Origin of the sequence: Streptomyces sp. SP18BB07 (genome assembly GCF_036322545.1) — a bacterium.
Classification (GTDB): domain Bacteria; phylum Actinomycetota; class Actinomycetes; order Streptomycetales; family Streptomycetaceae; genus Streptomyces; species Streptomyces deccanensis.
Window position 1 is genome coordinate 151,485 of sequence record NZ_JAQYWT010000341.1, and the last position, 18,818, is coordinate 170,302.

12 protein-coding genes and 4 pseudogenes are annotated in these 18,818 nt (G+C 70.8%); 8 read left to right on the forward strand and 8 right to left on the reverse strand.

The annotated features are described in order from the left end of the window. Positions 1 to 31 precede the first annotated feature (31 nt). Positions 32 to 821, reverse strand: a pseudogene (locus tag PUR53_RS48325) (integrase core domain-containing protein). An 88-nt stretch (positions 822 to 909) separates the two neighbouring features. Here PUR53_RS48325 and PUR53_RS30945 point away from each other — a divergent pair. The 5 genes and pseudogenes from PUR53_RS30945 to PUR53_RS30965 all read left to right on the forward strand — a co-directional run bounded on the left by PUR53_RS30945 (position 910) and on the right by PUR53_RS30965 (position 4,273). Next, entirely contained in the window at positions 910 to 1,425 is a 516-nt protein-coding gene (locus PUR53_RS30945) for a hypothetical protein (protein ID WP_329910369.1), read from the forward strand. After that, positions 1,422 to 1,637, forward strand: a complete 216-nt coding sequence (locus tag PUR53_RS30950) for a hypothetical protein (RefSeq protein WP_329910370.1) — start codon at positions 1,422 to 1,424, stop codon at positions 1,635 to 1,637. Before PUR53_RS30945 ends, PUR53_RS30950 begins: the two co-directional genes overlap by 4 nt. A gap of 807 nt (positions 1,638 to 2,444) precedes the next feature. Beyond that, positions 2,445 to 2,573 (forward strand): annotated as a pseudogene (locus PUR53_RS30955) (IS5/IS1182 family transposase); the annotation flags it as partial. Positions 2,574 to 2,763: 190 nt separating this feature from the next. Beyond that, positions 2,764 to 3,687: a hypothetical protein gene (locus PUR53_RS30960; protein ID WP_329910371.1), complete on the forward strand. Its 924-nt coding sequence runs from the start codon at positions 2,764 to 2,766 to the stop codon at positions 3,685 to 3,687. A 112-nt stretch (positions 3,688 to 3,799) separates the two neighbouring features. Further along, positions 3,800 to 4,273: a hypothetical protein gene (locus PUR53_RS30965; RefSeq protein ID WP_329901338.1), complete on the forward strand. Its 474-nt coding sequence runs from the start codon at positions 3,800 to 3,802 to the stop codon at positions 4,271 to 4,273. 69 nt (positions 4,274 to 4,342) lie between these two features. Here the strand turns inward: PUR53_RS30965 and PUR53_RS30970 are convergent, their stop codons facing one another. The 3 genes from PUR53_RS30970 to PUR53_RS30980 form a co-directional block, all read right to left on the reverse strand. Beyond that, positions 4,343 to 5,080 carry an amidohydrolase family protein gene (locus tag PUR53_RS30970; RefSeq protein ID WP_329901337.1) on the reverse strand — a complete coding sequence of 246 codons (738 nt, stop codon included), beginning with the start codon at positions 5,078 to 5,080 and terminating at the stop codon, positions 4,343 to 4,345. Between the two features lie 141 nt (positions 5,081 to 5,221). Further along, complete coding sequence (locus PUR53_RS30975; protein WP_329901336.1) at positions 5,222 to 6,697, reverse strand: APC family permease; 1,476 nt, start codon at positions 6,695 to 6,697, stop codon at positions 5,222 to 5,224. A 60-nt stretch (positions 6,698 to 6,757) separates the two neighbouring features. Continuing rightward, positions 6,758 to 7,492: a FadR/GntR family transcriptional regulator gene (locus tag PUR53_RS30980; protein ID WP_329910372.1), complete on the reverse strand. Its 735-nt coding sequence runs from the start codon at positions 7,490 to 7,492 to the stop codon at positions 6,758 to 6,760. A gap of 286 nt (positions 7,493 to 7,778) precedes the next feature. On the opposite strand from PUR53_RS30980, the gene PUR53_RS30985 reads away from it, so the two are divergent. Both PUR53_RS30985 and PUR53_RS30990 read left to right on the forward strand, forming a co-directional pair. Next, positions 7,779 to 9,200, forward strand: coding sequence for an amino acid permease (locus PUR53_RS30985; RefSeq protein ID WP_329910373.1), 1,422 nt, complete (start codon positions 7,779 to 7,781; stop codon positions 9,198 to 9,200). A gap of 305 nt (positions 9,201 to 9,505) precedes the next feature. Further along, positions 9,506 to 12,364, forward strand: a complete 2,859-nt coding sequence (locus PUR53_RS30990; protein WP_329910391.1) for an ATP-binding protein — start codon at positions 9,506 to 9,508, stop codon at positions 12,362 to 12,364. On the opposite strand, the gene PUR53_RS48330 is transcribed toward PUR53_RS30990, so the two are convergent. The 4 genes and pseudogenes from PUR53_RS48330 to PUR53_RS31000 form a co-directional block, all read right to left on the reverse strand. Continuing rightward, positions 12,357 to 12,590 (reverse strand): hypothetical protein, encoded by a 234-nt coding sequence (locus PUR53_RS48330; RefSeq protein WP_329901333.1) that lies wholly within the window; start codon positions 12,588 to 12,590, stop codon positions 12,357 to 12,359. The genes PUR53_RS30990 and PUR53_RS48330 overlap by 8 nt on opposite strands. Before the next feature lie 182 nt (positions 12,591 to 12,772). Continuing rightward, positions 12,773 to 13,126 (reverse strand): hypothetical protein, encoded by a 354-nt coding sequence (locus tag PUR53_RS48335; protein WP_329901332.1) that lies wholly within the window; start codon positions 13,124 to 13,126, stop codon positions 12,773 to 12,775. Between the two features lie 430 nt (positions 13,127 to 13,556). Then, positions 13,557 to 14,376: pseudogene (locus PUR53_RS48340) on the reverse strand (DNA-binding protein); the annotation flags it as partial. Further along, positions 14,373 to 15,240 (reverse strand): annotated as a pseudogene (locus PUR53_RS31000) (DUF4132 domain-containing protein). The pseudogenes PUR53_RS31000 and PUR53_RS48340, both read right to left, overlap by 4 nt. A gap of 600 nt (positions 15,241 to 15,840) precedes the next feature. Between PUR53_RS31000 and PUR53_RS31005 the strand changes: the two are divergent. Continuing rightward, positions 15,841 to 18,807, forward strand: a complete 2,967-nt coding sequence (locus PUR53_RS31005) for a helix-turn-helix transcriptional regulator (protein WP_329910374.1) — start codon at positions 15,841 to 15,843, stop codon at positions 18,805 to 18,807. Positions 18,808 to 18,818 lie beyond the last annotated feature (11 nt).

Genomic DNA, 18,818 nt, shown 5'->3' on the forward strand with positions numbered 1-18,818 from the left:
TTGCGCTTGCCGAATACCTTCTCCAGCCTGGTCAGGCGGCATGTTGATACTCGTGGAGGGAGCCGCCGAGTCGCGCTCGCCGTCGTATGTCCAGATGGGCGATCCGGTCCGGGTCCTCGATCGGAGCGGGCAGCGAGTGGAGAGGGCCGGCATTCGCAAGACCCTGGTGCGGGCGGTGCTCGTTATAAAACGTCTCGAACTCGCGCAGGGCGCGCAGGAGATGGCGCTGGTTCCAGAGCGAGCCCGGTAGCCGGCGTCCTCGAGGTCCATGACGAGATTCTTCGCAGCCTGGACCACCCAGGACGCGGTCGGGTGCGCGGTCGCGCCCAGGATCCGGATCCGGCGGCTCGCGTGCTCGATCACGGCGAACACGTACAAGCGGGCCCCGGACAGAGTGACGGTCTCGAAGAAATCGCACGCCAGGAGCGCGTCGGCCTGGGAGGGCAGGAAGTCCACCCAAGTGCTGGAGGCCCGCTCGGGCGCCGGGTCGACGTCGGCCTGCTTCAAGATTTCCCAGACCGTGAATGCTGCCACCTTCACCCCGAGTACGAGCAGCTCACCGTGCAGGCGCCGATAGCCCCAACTTGGATTTCCCTGGCCAGGCGCAGCACTTCCCGTGGCAGGCCATGAAGGAGCGACGCCAAAAACGCCCGGTCGCTCGCGTGGAACCGGACCTGCTGCCCGTTCAGCTGCCTTTCCAGAACGCCGATCTGGTGGCGCAGAGCGAGGATCTCGACATCTTTCTCCCGGTCGCTCATCGGCAGCAGTCGCAGCATCGCGAACGCGTTCGTCACACCCAGGTACGCCAGTCTCAGCAGCACGACCGATCATCATGCCGCGCCAACCGGCGCCGCGCGATACCGGCGACTCGTTCGGCCTCGACCAACGCCCAAACTCGATCCCACCTGCGTGGATGAGGTATTCGGCAAGGGCACCGTCACAGAACCTGGCAGCGGCCACAGCCCGCGCCTGGGACGCCTTCGTCATCGTTATCGGCATGCTCAAGGGGGCACCGGCAAGACCACCTCCGCCTGGTTCATCGCCCTCTACTACGCGGTCGTCCTGGGACTGCCGACGCTGCTGCTGGACACCGACGCCACCAGCAAGTCCGCCTGGGACTGGTTCAAGGTCGCCCAGGCCGAGGACTTCGAAATCCCCGAGAACCTGGTGGTCGAGTGGTACCCGTTCGACGACATCGCCGAGTGCGTCCGCGCCAAGCGCGCCGAGTTCGGCGCGATCGTGGTCGACGCCGGCGGGGCGGCAGCGCCCGGATCTTCCACGAGGCTGTTACCGAGGCGAACCTGCTACTCGTACCGGTCGCCCCCACCAAGATCGAGCGCCGCAAGCTCGTGGCCACCTTCGACGAGGCCGAGCGCGCCGCCGCCCGCAACGAGCAGGGCGTCACCGCCCATGTGGTCACGGTGAAGGCCGATGACCGAACCAGCCTGCCCAGCCAGGCGAAGGAGCAGCTGGTGGAGCCCGCCGAGGGCGAGGGCATCGGCCCGGACCGCGACGAACCGTTCCCGCTCGCCGAGACCACCATCCACTCCTGGGTGCACTACCTGGAGGCCTTCGGAGAGATCCCGACCGAACTGAGCGAGTACGCCAATCTGATGAAGGAGCTGACCGAGGCATGAGCGAGAAGAACGAAAGGTCGAAGCCTCCTGCCCGCCGCGCGGGCGGTCGCACCCTGGGCGGGGCCAAGAAGACGACCCCACCGCCCCCTTCCCCCGGCCGCCGAGCTCACGCCCGAGCAGTTCGCCGCCGAACAGGCCGCCGCACAGGGCGAAGTGGTCGAGGGCCGTGCCACAGAGATCTACACCTTCCAGGATCAACAAGATCCATTGTCAGGTGTGTCCACATCACGGGGATCACCTCACCATCAGTCAACGACACTCCGGACGACGCCTCTGACCAGTCCAGATAGCGAACCGCTGCTGGAGTACCAAGACCTCAACGGAGAACTCTGGGCGGGCTGTCGGCGACGAAGCGGGAAGTCTCACGGCGCGAGCCGGAAGAACCTCCTTCCTTCAGGAAGGAGAGCGTAAAGTTCAGTAGGACAACGGCTTCTGCTTCTGAACAGTTGACTTTGCTTTCACGCGTAACAACCTCCGGCCCGGTGTGAGTGACAGGGCAAGGCTGGTATCTGCGGTCATCGTCGGCTGGTCGCGGGCCGGAACCGTGAGATCGCGCCGTGCCAGTACGAAAAGCGCTCCAAGGGGTCTCCCTCCGCGTTCCATGGCCAAGGCGTCGCCATGCCTGCCGTGGCGCGCAACACGACAACGGCCTCGTCCATCAGGGCGGCCTTGACCAACGCGTAGGCCAGCACGTTGAGATCCGCCAATGCCGACCGAGGCCGCCCCCAGGCCCGACGGATGCTTACCGACCTCACCACCACCCAAGCCCGCCTCGCCGACATCCTCGACCTAGACCTCTCCGTCCCACGGATCGCCCACAAGGGTGAGAAGGCGCCGATCCAGGCGAGCCGACGCTGGCACGTCGAACGAACCGACGCCCGACAGAACGCCTTCCAGCGCCTCGCCCGCTGCTACGAACGCCGCGCTCCCGTCATCGCGCGTGACAGCTCCCGAGTCACAAAGCTTGAACCGTGGAGAGGATGCCACTGCGGCAACTCCGCGGCCGGCGGACATACGTAGCCGATTGCGTAGTTCTACTGATTTCTTCAGCGTCCGCTTAGGGAAGGGTCTTGATCGAGGATGAACCGTGCGCGACCGGTAGAGCCACTGAACACAGGTCGGGATAATGACGTTGCTGGAGTCTGCAGGAGACCGGGTACGGTGGCTGGTCCGCGCCGTCACCCCGACGGGACGTAACCGGCCGGCTCGGTATGCCGCCGCTCCGGTCACCGCCTTGCTGGCGGCCGTCGCGCTGCTGACGGCCGGCTGCTCGGGCGACGGAGACGGCACCGGCACATCGGCCGCCACGCCCTCCATGACCGGCACTGCCACCGCTGCCCCGACCACCCCGTCGGCAACGCCCTCCCCGCCCTACCCGACCAACGCCAAGGGCTGCCACCCCAACGGGGAGTGGACGACGGAACAGGTTGTGCGCTGGGTGCGAATAGGAGCCGATGTCCCCGCCGCAGGCGTCGACACCTCCAAGGACCCGGTCACGATCGACGAGAGCGTGGAGGGCTACTCCGGCCCGCGGTGCGAAACGGTCACCGTTCGGGTGGAGTTCTGGAAGCTCACCTACGGCTCGGCGGGCGCCGGAGAGTACACGACCAGCGCCACGGGGGCCCCGCCGGACTACTACTTCGACATGGACTCCGTGAAGCGGACCGAGCTGCGCGTCGACGGACGCAAGGAGCACCTCGTGAAACCGCCGGAGAGGCTCTACGCCGGCGACCGCAGCGTCTGCGTGGGGGCCCTGGCCGCGGTGTACGTCGGCAGGCCCCTCAAGAGCAAGGAACTGCCCGAGCAGATCAGCACCGGGTCCGGGGGCCTCAACATCGCCGGCGGGGACGTGGAATTCAGGACCGAGCGGGTGGCCGAGTACGAGCTGTCGCCTCCAGCAGCGCCGCACGTCTGCAGCCCCGAGGGCAAGCCCACCGCCGACCCGTACGACGTGCCCGACACCACGGGTGTGCCCGACCCGCTGTACCCGACGCCGACGTTCAGCTTCGACGTGGACGACGTCCTGCGCTCCCCGAGTCACGGAGATTGAGCATGTGGGGACCTGGCGACCGACGGGGCCGTGCGTTCACGGAATAGCCGGTGGTGGAAAGATGATCGATTTTCTTGACGATCCGACAGGTATCTGACATTAGGAGGCTGCTATGAGTAAGCGGGAATTGGGGCCGTATCCAGGTCTGAGATATGCGCACATGGTGTCCAAGGACATCCACAGCAGCCATATCGCCCGCCGATTTGCTCTCTATCCGATCGACATCGAACGGCCGGAGAAGGGCCGGCGGGTGGAGGCACTGGAATGCGGGAGCTGCCAGAAGCCGCTGAAGTTCAAGGTGCTCAGCGTCGCGGCGACCAGGAGCCGCCGGTGGGCGTGGCTGGTGCTCGGCCTGGCCGGGGTAGCGGCGGCGCTCGGGTTCGGGGTGGCGATCTTCGCGGTCGGCGGGCAAGTGGTCGAGGAGGGGGCCCCCAACCCGGTGGGCCCGCTGGCGCTGGGCTTCCTCGCCGGGTTCCTTGCCGGGACCTTCGGCCTGAGCTACTGGCGGTACGAGGACGGGGTGCGCGGGCCCGGCTCGCCGCTGATGTCGTTCGGTGGGCACGCTCTCCGGTGGCCGCCCAGCTAGGGCGACCCCCTGGCGAGATGCCTGATCTGCGAACCAGACACCATCCGCAGGACCAAACGCTCGTTAAGCTCAGGCCATATCCAGCACACCGGTCCGCTCCAGCACCGTGATCGGCGTGATGCCACGCCGCGCGAGGCTCGACTGGGTCTGCTCCAGGTGCTCGGCTGCGTGGAGGTGGATCCGCAGGCCCAGGTCCCGGGCCAGCTCCGCGACCCGCACGAGGTCCGCGTCCTCGACGGTGTACGGCGCGTACGGGCCCAGCGACGCGGTGACCCGCCCGTCGCCCGTGCCGTGCAGGGCGGCGGCGGTCCCGGCGCTCTCCTCGAGGGCCGCGCGGCCCTGACTACTGAAGTAGGTCGGCGCGACGTCGGCCCGGATTCCCGTCCGTACGACGGCTTCGGCGATCCGCTCGGCGTGGAAGTAGCGGTCGGCGAACGCGGTGACCCCGCTGAGCAGCATCTCCGCACAGGCCTGCTCCGCGCCGAGGCCGATGTCGGCGGGGGTGAGGTTGACCTCCATGGGCCACACCCGCTCGTTGAACCACGCCTCGACACTCACGTCCTCGGCGGCGCCGCGCATCACCATCATCGGTCCGTGCGTATGGGCGTTCACCAGCCCGGGTACGGCGAGCAGCCCCCTGCCGTCCACGGGCTCCGCCCCGGCTGCCTCCGGCCCGGAGCCCGCCGGGCCCAGCCAGGCGATCACACCGTCCTCGACCAGGATGTCCTGGTCGGTCTCCACTCGACAGGCGCCCCGCTCGGGCACCAGAAGCACCGAGCAGGACGTCACGACCAGTCGGCGCATCATGCGGATCGTCCGAACCGGACGCCAAGGATCCAAAACGTTTTGCACAACCCCTGGTCATGCCGAGTCCCTCAGCCTGCGGGCGGCTCTCGGGAACGGTGCGGCGTGCTGCGGTGCGGTGCCATGGGGGCCGAAACCGCGGCTTCAGTCCGCGTCGGCGACGACCGAGCCGACGCGTTCGGCCAGGGTCGGGTCGCGGCGGACCAGGAGGGCCGCGTAGCCGACGGCTGCGAGCAGGGTGGCCAGGGCCGCGTACGGGAACCAGCTGTACGGGGCGGGCTGGCCGGGCTTGGCGAGGTAGTAGAGCGGAACCAGGATGGCGAGGGCGCCGATCGCGGGCAGCACGAGGTGCCGGACGGTCCGGAACTCCTGCGGGCGGTATCTGCGGTAGTACAGCGGCAAGGCGATGTTGGACGCGAGGTAGACCAGCAGGATCAGGATGGCGCCGAGGCTCGAGGACTCGGTGAAGAAGACCACGGGGTTCATCGAGCCGCCTTCGGACCCGAGCAGGTGCCCCAGGCCCCAGCCTCCGATGATCAGCAGCGCGGTGGCGGTGAAGGTGACGATCGCGTTGGTCGGCGTACGACGGGTGGGGTGGACGTAGCCGAAGAAGGACGGCAGCAGTCCCTCGCGTCCGGCGTTGAACACCAGGCGGGCCTGGGAGTTGATCCCCGCGATCAGTACGCCGAGGGTGGAGGTCAGGCCGCCCACGTAGGCGAGGAGCGCCAGCGCGCCGAGCGTGTGGTGGGCGACGTCGATGAAGGGGATCCGGGAGGCGCCGAGCCGGTCCACGTCGTAGCCGAAGCCGGTGACCGTGGCGTAGGAGAAGAGGATGTAGCTGACTGTCATGATCGCGACCGACGAGAACACAGCACGGCCGACGTTGCGCCGGGGGTTCTCCGTCTCCTCGGCGAGTGCGGCCGAGTTCTCCCAGCCGATGAACAGGTACACCGCCAGCGGGAAGCCGGCCGCCAGCCCCTTGAGTCCGTGGGTGAGGTGGCCGGGCAGGAACGGGGCGGCGGAGAGGTCGCCGCGGTGCTCGACGATCGTCGCGACCGACACCACGACGAGCACCAGCATCTCCACGCCGAAGAAGTAGCCGGCCCACTTGGTGGAGACCACGATCCCGCGCAGCATCAGCAGCACCGACAGTCCGGTCAGCAGCAGCGTCCAGATGATCCACGGCAGGTCCACGCCCGTGTAGTGGTGCAGGGTGATCTGCACGAAGCCGCCCGAGATCGCGATCACCGAGGCCATCGCGATGATGTAGCCGAGTCCGGCCAGCAGGGCCGTGGTCACCGCGCTGACCGGCCCGAAGGTCTTGCCGACGAAGGTGATGAAGCTGCCCGCCGAGGGGTGCGCCCGGGAGAACTCGGCCAGCGTGTTGCCGAGCAGCGCGACCGCCACCCCCGCCGTCACGATGGTCAGCGGGGAGGCGACCCCCGCGGTGGTGGCCAAGAAGGCGAAGCCGAAGAAGAAGCTCATCGCCGGGCCGACGTTGGCCATCGTGGCGGCGGCGATGTCCGCCATGCCGAGGACACCGCCGCGCAGCCGCTGGGGCGTGCCGCCGGCGGGGCCCGACGTCGACGACGGGTCGACAGCTGCTCCGGGGTCCGGCATGGCGACAGCTCCTTCTGTGGGGTGGCAACACAGGGAAGGGAGAGGAAGGGGGAGAGGGGATCAGTTCAGGCCGGCGCGCCGGTGCGCCTTCACCGCGTGTACCGCCGGGTCCATCGCGCCGCGGGTGAGTTCGTCGAGCAGGTCGGCGTGGCAGCGGTTGCGGGCTCGTACGACCGCGGGGTCCGGAGCGGGCCCCAGCAGGCACTGTCGGCCGAGCAGGTCGGCGGCGAACTCGCGGATCCCGGCGCCGCCGAGGGCCTCCGCGAGGTCGAGGTGGAAGCGGGTCTCCAGTTCCAGGAGCCGGGCCGGATCCTCGACCAGGTCCATCTCCTCGACCAGTGCCCGCAGTCCGTCGAGCCGCCCGTCCGGGACCTCGCCCGTGCTCTGTGCCACGAGACCGCATTCGAGCAGCAGATGGAAGGAGTCCAGCCCGGCCGCCGCGTCGGCGTCGTGCAGCACGGCGACGACCGCGTCCCAGTCGGCGGCGACGAAGGTCCCGCCCGCCCGGCCACGGCGGCGGTCGAGCAGGCCGTCCTGGCACATGGCCTCCAGCGCGCGGCGCACGGTGATCTCACTGATCCCCAGTTCCTCGGCGAGGACGCCCGCGTCCGGCAGCCGGTCTCCCGGCGCCACGGACCTCAGACGCACCCGCAGGGCGATCCTGGACCGGACGAGCTCCGCTCCCGTGGGGCCCCGGCCGGCCAGGACGCGGGTGTCCCATGCCCCGCCGACCGGCGCGGACCGCGCGGGCACCGGCTGGTTGTAGGGACCGAACTTGCCCGCTGCATTCACCACGACGCCACCCTAACGGCCTGTCGAGCGCGGGCAGGGCCCACGGCGACGGCATCCGCACGGAGGGTTCTCGCGACCATGCCGCGGTGTGGTGCATGGGGGCTCCCCAGGGGACCGGAACACGGGGACGACACGGGACGACACGGTGGCAGCCACGGGGGACGGAAGACGCCGTGCGCGCTGCACGAAAAATAGAGCAAGGTGAACAGTTAAACAAGCCTTGTTCTTTTAGATCGTACTGAACTAATTTCCAGGGGCCCTGGTCCGCACTCCCTCCATGGATGTCGAGATGACCACAACTGTCCCCAAAAGCCCTCCCACAGAGCCCGATTCCGGCCTCCAGGCCGGACTCAAGAACCGTCACCTGTCGATGATCGCGATCGGCGGTGTCATCGGCGCCGGCCTGTTCGTCGGCTCCGGCTCCGGCATCGCCGCCGCAGGCCCCGGCATCCTGATCTCGTACGCCCTCGTCGGTGTCCTGGTCGTCCTCGTGATGCGCATGCTCGGCGAGATGGCCGCGGCCAACCCCACCTCCGGCTCGTTCTCCGCCTACGCCGACCGCGCGATGGGCCGGTGGGCCGGATTCTCCATCGGCTGGCTGTACTGGTTCTTCTGGGTCGTGGTGCTCGCCGTCGAGGCGACCGCCGGGGCGAAGATCCTGGCCGGCTGGATACCGGCGGTCCCGCAGTGGGGCTGGGCCCTGATCGTCATGGTCGTCCTCACCGCCACCAACCTGGTCTCGGTCAGCTCCTACGGCGAGTTCGAGTTCTGGTTCGCCGGGATCAAGGTCGTCGCGATCGTCGCGTTCATCGGGGTCGGCCTCCTGGCGGTCTTCGGGATCCTGCCTGGCACGCACAGCGACACCGCGGGGCTGTCCAACCTCACCGCGCATGGCGGCTTCCTGCCCAACGGACCCGGCGAAATCCTCACCGGCGTGCTGATGGTGGTCTTCTCCTTCATGGGCAGCGAGATCGTCACCCTGGCGGCCGGGGAGTCCGAGGACCCTCAGCGAGCGGTCACCAAGGCCACCAACAGCGTCATCTGGCGGATCGGCGTGTTCTACCTCGGCTCGATCTTCATCGTGCTGACCCTGCTGCCCTGGAACTCCCCGGCCATCACCAAGGACGGCTCGTATGTCGCCGCTCTGGACTCCCTGGGTATCGCGCACGCCGGGCAGGTCATGAACTTCATCGTGCTCACCTCCGTGCTGTCCTGCCTCAACTCCGGCCTCTACACCGCCTCCCGCATGGCCTTCTCCCTCGGCCGCCGCGGCGACGCCCCCGCCGCCTTCGGCCGTACGGCCCGCCAGGGTGTACCGCAGACGGCGATCCTGGCGTCGGTGGTCTTCGGCTTCGTGGCGGTCTACTTCAACTACGCCTACCCGGACACGGTCTTCCTGTTTTTGCTCAACTCCTCCGGTGCGATCGCGCTGTTCGTGTGGCTGGTGATCTGCTTCTCGCAGTTGCGGATGCGCCGGATCATCCAGGCCGAGTCACCGGAGAAACTGGTCGTGCGGATGTGGCTCTTCCCGTACCTCACCTGGGCGACCATCGCGCTGATCGTGTTCGTCCTCGGCTACATGCTCACCGATACCGCGTCCGGTGGCGGCCGGGACCAGGTGGTGCTGTCCACGGTGGTCGCCCTCGGGGTGGTGGGCATCGCGGTGCTGCGGCAGCGGCTGACCACCAAGCGCGTGATCTCCTCGGCGTAGGCGAGGGGCAGGGCCCCAAGCGCTGGACCTGAAGCGGCTGGTGTCGCAGCTCTCCTGCCGCGGCACCAGCCGTTCGCAACACCGGGCCGAGTCGGGACGGGAGTTGTGCAAAATGTTTGCAGGGGGACCGGCAGCCCGCCTCGCCCAGACCGAGAACCCGCTCGACGCTCCGTACGACGAAGCCCGCTCACGCGCCAGCCGTCAACTCCCGTGCGAAGTGGGCAGTTCCGATGTACATCGTCTACGTAAGATCACTGTGTGCAGAGTCCCCGACGGCCGCGGGGCCGGGGAGAACAGGTGTGGATGTGACTCCGCTGGTGAGCCGGACGGCCGAACTGGAGCGCCTGGACGAGGTGCTCGACCGGACACTCGGTGGGGACGGCGGTCCGGCCGTGGTTGACCTCGCCGGGGCTGCGGGCATCGGGAAGAGCCGGCTCATGGCCGAGTTCTGCCGGCGGGCGCAGGTCCGGGGGATGACGGTGCTGCGCGGGCGGGCCACCGAGTACGAACAGCACATCCCGTACCAGCCGTTCAGCGAGGCCCTCGCAGACCACTACGGGGACCTGACGGATCCGGGCGCCGCCGGGGGCGGGCGCGGTGACCGGTTCGGGCTGTACCGGTCCGTGGCAAAGTCGCTGGAACTGATCGCCGGCCCCGGGTTCGGCCACGGCCTCGTCGTGGCGCTGGACGACCTGCACTGGGGGGACCCGGCGTCCCTGGAACTCCTCGGTCATCTCGTCCGCCATCCCCCGCATGCCCCCGTCGTGATCGTCGTGGCGCGTCGCGACCGCCAGACTGCGGCCTCGTTCGCCGCCGTACTCACGCAGGGCATCGACCTGGGTACGGTGCTCCGGCTGGACCTCGGACCGCTCGCCGAGCGTGCGTGTGTCGAGGTCCTGGCCCCGGGGCTGGCCCCCGATCTGCCGCCCGGTCGGGCGGCTGAGCTGTACGCCGCCAGCGACGGCAATCCGCTGTACTTCCTTGCCCTCCTTCAGGCCGGACAGGCCGGAGAGTTCTGGGGGCACGGCTCACCACCGCGGTCCGCCGGGCTCGGCTCCCTCCTGTTGGACGAACTGACGCCCCTGACCGCCACGCAGCGCCGCACCGCCGAGGCGGTGGCTGTCCTCGGCGACCAGGGAACCGCCGCGCTGCTGGCCGTGGTCACCGGCCGGGACGAGGCCGCGCTCCATGCGGACCTGGGCGCGCTGGCCGGCCGTGATCTGCTGCATCCGGGGCCCGGCGGTCGGTGGACGCTGCGCCATCCGGTACTACGGACCCTCGTCCACGAGAACACCGCCCCCCGGTCGCGGGTCCGTATGCACCGCCTCGCCGCGGCCGGACTGGCCGACGCGGGCGCTCCCGCCGCCGCGCGCGCCCACCACGTCGAGCGGTCGCTGACCGGCTGGGACCCGGAGGCGGTAGCCGTACTGGCCGAAGCGGCCGAGCGGTCCGCCGCCACCGCGCCCGCGAGCAGCGCCCACTGGCTGGAAGTGGCGCTGAGGCATCTTCCGGACACACCGCCGTACGCTGCGTTGCGCCGAGATCTGATGTTGCGGCGGGCGCGTGCGCTGGGCGTGTGCGGGGGGCTGCGGGAGAGCCGGGACCTGCTGCACGAGGTGATCGCGATGTCGCCGCCGGGCGAGGCAGGGGCGCCGGGGGTGCGGGCTTCCGCCGTGGCGCTGTGCGCGGTGATGGAGCGCCACCTCGGCCGCTACGCCGAGGCGGTCACCCTGCTCCGCCGCGAACTCTCCCGTACGCCGGGCCCGCCCCCCGCCGATGCCCTGGAACTCGGCCTGGAACTGGGCTCGTCCGCGCCGCATGCCACCCCGTACCCCCAGGTACGTGCGGATGTGGCCCGCACCCTCGACCTGGCCCGGTCGCTGGGCGACGAGGTCGCCGAGGCCAGCGCGTTGGCGATCGCGGCCCTCGGGGAGACGTACGAGGGTGAGATGCTCCCGGCCCGAACGGCCACCGACCGAGCGACGGCGCTCGTCGACGCACTCACCGATCACGACCTCGCGGGCCTGTGCGAGCCGCTGGCCCGCCTTGGCTGGGCGGAGGCGTTCCTGGAACACTACGCCGATGCCGAACGGCACGCCGACCGCGGCCTGGCCGTCGCCCGCCGCGGCGGCAGGCTCTACGTCCTGCCGCACCTGCTGCTGTGCAAGGCACACGTCCACATCCAGACCCTCCGGCTCGACTCGGCCGTGGAACTCGCCGACGAGGCCGAGACCATCGCCCGCGGCATCGGCAGCGACGAACTGCTGGCCTTCGTCCTGGCCAACAAGGCCTACGCCCTGGCCTACGCCCTCCCGCCGGATGACCGGACCGCACTGGAGGTGGCGGAGGAAGCGGTCGCGGCGGCGGGTACGGGCACCGACTGGTGGGCGTCCATCGCATGGTGCCTGCTCGGCCAAGCCGCGCTCCATGCCGGTGACCCCCAGCGCGCCCGGACCGCCCTCCTCCGCGGAGGAGGAGACGACCAGAACGCGCTCCAGCCGTCCATGCGCCCGCTCATGCTGGAGGGCCTCGTCATCTCCGCCGTCGCCACCGGTGACGCGGACTCCGCCGGAACCTGGGCGGAGCGGGCCCGTAAGGAGGCGGAGCAGCTGGGCCTGTCGTCGCAGCGTGCCTCGGCGCTACGCAGCACCGCCCACTGTCTGCTCGGCGACGGCGACACGGCAGCGGCAGCCGAGCTGTTCGAGGAAGCCGCCGCCCTTGCGGCCCGTGGGGGAGCGGTCCTGTGGGAGGCGTTCAGCCTGTTGGTCGGCGCCCCCGTGACCGCTGCCGCCGGTCACCCGGACCGTGCCCGCGCCATGTGGGAACGAGCCCGGGGCCTCGCCGTGACCGGCGGTGCCCGTCTGCTGACCGGCCTGGGGGACGCGATCCGCCCCGCCGTGTCCGGCGCGCCCGGGGCCGGGGAAGAGCCTGCCGCCGTGCCCCTGTCGCTTTCCCCACGTGAACGTGAGATCGCCGCCCTGGTGGCCGAAGGCCTGACCTCCTCCGCCATCGCCGCCCGGCTCTACCTGAGCCCCCGTACCGTCGAGACTCATCTCGGCCGCATCTACCGTAAGGCCGGCGTCACCTCGCGGGCCGCCCTCGCCGCCCTGCATGCCCGGTCCGAGATGCACGACGGGACGACCGGGACTGCCGGGATCACGTGATTTCACCGGTGCGACAGGCCGCCTGCCAGGTGGCCTGGACCAGGGCCCGTTCGGTGCTCGCGAGGTGGACGGCCGTGGCGAGCCATGCCGACGCATAGCGCTCGGGGTCGGCTTCGCTGAGGCGGCCGAAGGCGTCGCGGGTGCGGCGGTCGGCCTCTGCGGTGAGTTGCCGCGGCCAGATCCGCGGCCGCCAGGAATCCCGTACGGCGCAGTGAGGCTCCGTCACTGCGGGGATCGCCGCTGCGGGCGGGCTCGGCGACTGCACGGCGGCCACCGGCGACAGCCAGTTCGACCAGGCGCCGCACTCGCCACAGTGGCGAGTCGGTCAGGGGGGCGGGCGGCGGCTGTGTGAGTGCTTGCCTGGGAGGACAGACGTGGTGCGGCGGAGGATGGGAGCCCCGCAGGCGGTCATAGCCGAGGTCCGCGCGGCCCAGCCACTGCGCGGGCAGGCGAAGTGTCGAGGGCCTCGGCACCCGGTACCGGGCCCACCGCGAGCGGGCGCAGGGTGGCGGCCCGGTCGGGGTCGAGCCGGCCGACCACCCGCACTCGGAGGCCGGGTCGGGAGGCGAGCTGACGGAGGTTGGCCGTGTGGGCGAGGTCGGGGTGGCCGTGGGCCGGAGCGAGCCGGACCAGCACTCCTGTCGGCGTGTCCGGTGCCGATCCGGTCGGTGTTGCGTTCTGCGAGGGCTCGGCAGCGGTGGACATGTGCAGGGGGCGCAGTTCACGGGTGAGCAGATGGTCGTCTGCGGCACCGACGATCATCAGGTCGCAGTCGATCAGTTCCCGGGTCGGTTCGGTCGGTCCGGCCGGAGGCCGTGAAGAGCCGCTCGGCGACGGTGTCGGCCAGGGGACGGGAGAACAGAGCGGCCAGCGGGTCCGACGACCAGGTCAGGCCCGTGACGGAGGTGGCGCGGCCGCCGCGGCCGGAGCCGAGGCGGCCGTCCGGGGAGACGGTGGCCCCAGTGATCAGCAGGCCGCCGCGCGCGAGTTGGGCGTGGTCGAGCGCGGCCGGTCCGAGGGCTACGGGGGCCGTGGCGGCTCCTCGGGCGCGGCCGGGGCCGCCGGGCTTGACGTCGGCGACGGTGAACCAGCGGCCGTCGTCGGAGACGAAGTGGGTGACCACGCCGGCGTAACCCGTGGCACTGATCACCGGTTCGCGGCAGACTCCGTGGACGCGCAGGCCGCCGTCGCCGGGCAGCCCCAGCAGTTCGGCCAGATACGCGCCCTCCTCCATCACCGGGTCCAAACCGACGGCCTTGGCCAGCTTGCGCAGGTCGGCCGCCATCTGAGCGGACGGCGCCAGCCCGCCGTACGCCGCACGCACAGCCGCCGGAACCGGCGGAACGCCTCCTGCGCCGGCACCCGCGCGGCCAGCTCTTTGGCGGACCCCGACAGCACCTTCACCGGCAGGGCCCCGGCCAGCGCGAACTCCAGGAACACCGCGTCCAGCCGGTCCTCGTCGGCTGTCAGCCCATGCTCGGCCTCGGACCTAGGGCCCGGGTGAACATCTGCGCCGCGTACGTGGCGTTCTCCACGCCGAGGAACACCCGCCCGGCCTGCTCGTAGAAGGTCGGCAGGAAGTGCGGTACGGCGGCGGCCAGTTGCCCCGCGAGTTGCTGATAGGCGTCCAGCGCGGCCTTCGGCCTGGACTTGGCCTGCCGGGCCGCTCGGTCCAGTTCCGGTACGACGCCCAGCGCGTGGTGGCCGTCCGCCGGATGGTGGACCAGCACCCACTCCGGAAAGCCCAGCGACTGCCGCAGTCCGAGACCCACCTCGGCCGGCTCGCCCTCCGGCGCCAGGCCGAGGAAACCGGCGGCCAAGTCCTCCGCCGCGCCCAGCTCGGCCGCGACCAGCCGCACCACCACCCGGCCATCCAGCCCCGGATGCCGGTACGCACGCGCGGTCAGCGGCACCGCCCGCTCACCGCCCCCCTCGGTGCCCGGCGGCAACACCGCCCCGGCCGCCAGAAGTTCGGCGGCCTCCGTCTGCGCAATGGCCCCCGTGTCGCTCATGCGTTCTTGCCCTCCTCGACCTTGCGGCCGGCGTACAGCGCCGCGGCCATGCGCATCCCCTCGGACCAGGCCACCGGGCCCACCCCGGCCGGCCGCAGCGTGCGCCCGTCCTCATCGCTCCAGGTCAGGCCGCCGGTCTCGGTGTCCCCATCCCAGTACGGCTCCCCGATCCACACCGCTGCCTCGACGCTGCGCCCCACGTCCCGCACCCGGCAGCTCGCGTAGCCGCCCGACACCCGGTAGCCCAGCGAGGTGGCCCGTGCGGCCAGCCCGAACCGCGAGTCGTACGTCCCGCCCGCGAACTCCCGTATCTCGGTGGCCGACTCCGCGAGGCCGTCCGGCTTGAGCCAGGTGGCCCGGTGGATCTGCTCCACCTTCTGCGTCACGCCCAGCTCCGGCCGCGAACTCCCGCAGATCCTCCAGGTCGGGCAGCAGCACCGGGTGCGGCAGCGTCACCGTCCGCGGCGACAGCCGGACCGTCTCGCCGTCCAGGTTCACCACCCGCAGCTCACCTGCGTCCGTCGCGTCCCGCAGAAAGCCCACCTCGTCCGGGTCGTCCCCCACCACGGCCAGGTCGCGCAGCGCCGACTGCCAGGCCTCGTCCGGCCACACACGGGCCAGCAGCCCGGTGGGGACGGGCAGCAACGACACCATCCAGGCGTCCACCTGCGCCACACACGCCCCCGCGTGCCGCTCCAGCCACTCACCGAACCGCCACAGCCGGTCCGCCTCGGGATGCTCCCGCACGGCCTTCGGCAGCGACTTCAACTGCCGCCCCGCCGCCCGCCCCGAGGTGGCCCTCGCGGCCACCCGACCCTCCACCAGAGCGACTTCGTACCCGTCGCCCGCCGACAGCCAATTCACTGGTCCCCACCCTCCGCCGTCCAGAAATCAGCGCAGTTGAGCCGGTTAGTCCCGGTCTCGCTGTGACGATGCGGCGAACGTTAACGGCAGCCACCGACAATCAGTCCGGCGGAGCCTCAGGCGCGGAACGCCCGGTTGGGCCGGGCATTCAGACGGATGTGCCTCGAAGCCGGCGTGCGACGAGCGCCCGGCGAGAACCCCTCCGGCGTGCCGCGAGTCAAGCTGTGAGGACACGAGCGCACAACAGTGGGACTACGTAACACGGTTACGTAAATCAATCGGCGACACTCCCCCGGCGGCCCTCACGCGGTGACAGCGGCCACGTGGTGTCCGGTGCGGCAGCGACCTGAGGTCGCCAGCCATGGGACAGCGCCCGGTGCAGCACCCCTGCGCGGGATCGGGCTGCGTCCGCAGGCGGCGGTTACCTGTGCGCCCTCTGGATGTTGGCTTCGTGAGTCACAGTGTTGTCACAGCGATGTTGTACAAACGTCCCATGGGCCGAAACCGGAGGTCAGCGTCCCATCGCACGCTGGGGTTGCCGGGGCGGTCGGGAACCCTGGGCGCGTGGTCCGAGTTCGTCGAATGGGGGGAAGGATCGTAGTGGCTGAGGCGTATGACGGGCCGGGGCGGCGTGCGGGTATGGCGCCGTTCGTCAGCAGGTCCGTGGAGATCGCCCTGCTGGATTCGGTGCTGGAGCGGCTCGGGGTGGGCGGTCCGGCGGTTGTCGATGTCACGGGTGAGGCCGGTATCGGCAAGAGCCGGCTGTTGGCGGAGTTGTGCGCGCGGGCTCGCCGCCGAGGGCTGACCGTGCTGCGTGGTTGGGCCGCGGAGTACGAGCAACACAGCCCGTTCCGGCCGTTCGCCGACGCGTTCGCCGACCTCGACGCGCGAGCACTGCGGGCCCTGCCCGTGTTGGCGGAACTCCCCCCGGTACTGCGAGGCGACATCGAAGGACCGGGCGGGCCGGGTGCGGGTGCGGGTGCGGGTGCGGGTGACCGTTTCGGCTTGTACCAGGCAACCGCCGCCGTACTGGGCCGGATTGGCGGCGCCGGCCTGGTGGTGGTACTGGACGACCTGCACTGGGCCGACCCGGCGTCGCTGGAGCTTCTCGGCCATCTCGTCAGGCACCCTGTGCCGGCCCCACTCCTGCTCGTTGTCTCACGCCGTGACCGTCAGGCACCGGCAACGCTCGCCACCGCGCTGGCCGACGGCGTGGACACCGGGGCGGTGCTGCGACTCGCTCTGGGGCCGCTCGGCGAACGCGACTGCGTGGAAGAACTGGCCGACGATCTGCCGCAGCCGCAGGCCGCCGAACTCTACGCGGCGAGCGAGGGCAACCCTCTGTACTTCCTCGCTCTCCTCCAGGCCCATCGCGGGGCCCGGCTGCCCCGAACGCCCTTCTCGACGCCTCCGGCCCCCGCCTCGTACGGCGGCCCGGACGGTCTGCCCGCCGGCCTCGAAGCGCTGCTGCTCACCGAGTTGTCACCGCTGAGCCCGATGGAACGCCTGACCGTCGAGGCCTCCGCGGTCCTGGGCGACCACGCCACTCCCGCCATGATCGGCGCCCTCACCGACTCCGACGTCACCGACGTCATCCCGGCGCTGGACCAGGTGATGCGGCGTGACCTCGTCCGGCCGGGCCAGGGAGGACGACGGCTTGCGCTCCGCCACCCGCTGATCCGGACCCTGGTCCACGAGAGCATCACCCCCTGGCGGCGCGAGGAGCTCCATCGGCGGGCGGCAGCGGAACTGGCCCGCGCCGGCGCGTCCGTCGTCGAGCGGGCACACCACCTCGAGCAATCGCTGACCCGCTGGGACCTGCAGGCGGCCACGGTACTGACCGAGGCCGCCGAGCAGACGACCGCGACCGCACCCGCCACCTCCGCCCACTGGCTGGAAGTCGTGCTGCGGCTTCTGCCGGACACCTCCGAACACCTCGCCAGGCGCCGCAGACTGATGCTGCTGCGCGCCCGCGCGCTCGGCGTGAGCGGCGGACTCAAAGAGAGCCGGGACCTGCTGCACCAGGTGATCGACATGCCTGGTACGGACGCCGACGCCGACGCTGTCCGCACCTCCGCGGTCGTCCACTGTTCCCTGGTGGAACGTCATCTCGGCGGGTTTGCGGAGTGCGAGGCGATGCTGCGCCGCGAACTGGCCCGGTCGCCCGGACGACCGCGTTCCCAGACCATCGATCTCCGCCTCGAACTGGGCTTCTGCGGGCTGATGTCCGCTGTCCGCTTTCCGGATATGAGGTCGGAGGTCGCCGAGGCTCTGACCATGGCCCGCTCTCTCGGTGACGAGATCCGTGAGATGCGCGCCCTGTCGCTCGCCGCCATGGGCGAGGCGTACGACGGCGACGTGGCCGCGGCCCGGAGGTTCGCCGAACCCGCCGCCAGGCTCGCGGACGCGCTGACCGACAACGATCTCGCCGCCCTGTGCGAATCCCTGTGTGTACTCGGCTGGGCCGAGGCATTCCTGGAGAGCTACGCCGACGCCGCGCGGCACGCCGACCGGGGGCTGGACATCGCCCGGCGTACCGGCCAGCTCTACCTGTTGCCGCAGATCCTGGTGTGCAAGGCCTATATCGACCTCACTGCCTGTCGAATCACGCCCGCGTTGGAGCTGGTCGAGGAGGCCGCGGCCATCGCGCGGGCACTGGGCAGTGGAGAACTACTGGCCTTCGCCCTGGCGTTCAGAGCCCAGATCCTGCTACAGGCCCGTCCTCAGGGAGATCCCGGCCCGCTGGACTGCGCCGAGGAAGCCGTGGCAGCGGCCGGTACGAACGACAGCTGGTGGGCGTCGCTGGCCTGGTGCATGCTCGCCTACGCGGCGCTGAGCGCCGGCGATCCGCACCGGGTGCCGGACCTCCTGCTGCGCGCCGGTGGTGGCAGCGGTCTGCGGCGGCTGCAGCCCTCGGTGCGCCCCACTTATCTGGAACTGCTCGTCACCGCCGCCGTCGCCACCGGCGACGTGGAAAAAGCCGAACGCTGGGCCGAGCGCGCCCACAAGGAAGCCGAACAACTCGGTCTGCCGGCCCAGCGGGGAGCAGCCCTGCGCAGCCTCGCCCAAGTCGCCGCGCACCGCGGTGACACGGCCGCGGCGGCCCGGATGTTCGCCGAAGCCGCAGCAGACAGCGCAGGGGCCGGAGCAGTTCTCCGGGAGGCGCAGTCCCTGCTCCTCGGCGCCCCGCTCATGAAAGCCGCCGGGGACGGCTCCCGGGCGGCCGTCATGTGGCGCCGGGGCTCCCGCCTGGCCTCGGCAGGCGGCGCACAGCTGCTGGCCGACCTGGCCGAACGGGTGCGCCCGGCGGTGCTCGGGGGCCCGTCCCGCATGTCCGAACCGGTCGGCGGCCTGACGGCGTTGACCGCACGCGAACGGGAGGTCGCCGGGCTGGTCGCTGAAGGACTCACCAACCAGACGATCGCCACCAGGCTCTACCTCAGCCCACGCACCGTCGAGAGTCACGTAGCCCGGGTCTACCGCAAGACGGGAGTGTCCTCCCGCGCCGCGCTGGCGTCCCTGGTGGCCCGCAGCGGCGCGGCGTCCCGGGCACCGGACGGTACGTAGATCCGTTGCGT

Bases quoted from the DNA above. Each gene is read 5' to 3' on its own strand.
- PUR53_RS30960 (WP_329910371.1), top strand. From the start codon at position 2,764: ATGACGTTGCTGGAGTCTGCAGGAGACCGGGTACGGTGGCTGGTCCGC.
- PUR53_RS30965 (WP_329901338.1), top strand. From the start codon at position 3,800: ATGAGTAAGCGGGAATTGGGGCCGTATCCAGGTCTGAGATATGCGCAC.
- PUR53_RS30970 (WP_329901337.1), bottom strand. From the start codon at position 5,080: ATGATGCGCCGACTGGTCGTGACGTCCTGCTCGGTGCTTCTGGTGCCC.
- PUR53_RS30975 (WP_329901336.1), bottom strand. From the start codon at position 6,697: ATGCCGGACCCCGGAGCAGCTGTCGACCCGTCGTCGACGTCGGGCCCC.
- PUR53_RS30985 (WP_329910373.1), top strand. From the start codon at position 7,779: ATGACCACAACTGTCCCCAAAAGCCCTCCCACAGAGCCCGATTCCGGC.
- PUR53_RS48335 (WP_329901332.1), bottom strand. From the start codon at position 13,126: ATGATCGTCGGTGCCGCAGACGACCATCTGCTCACCCGTGAACTGCGC.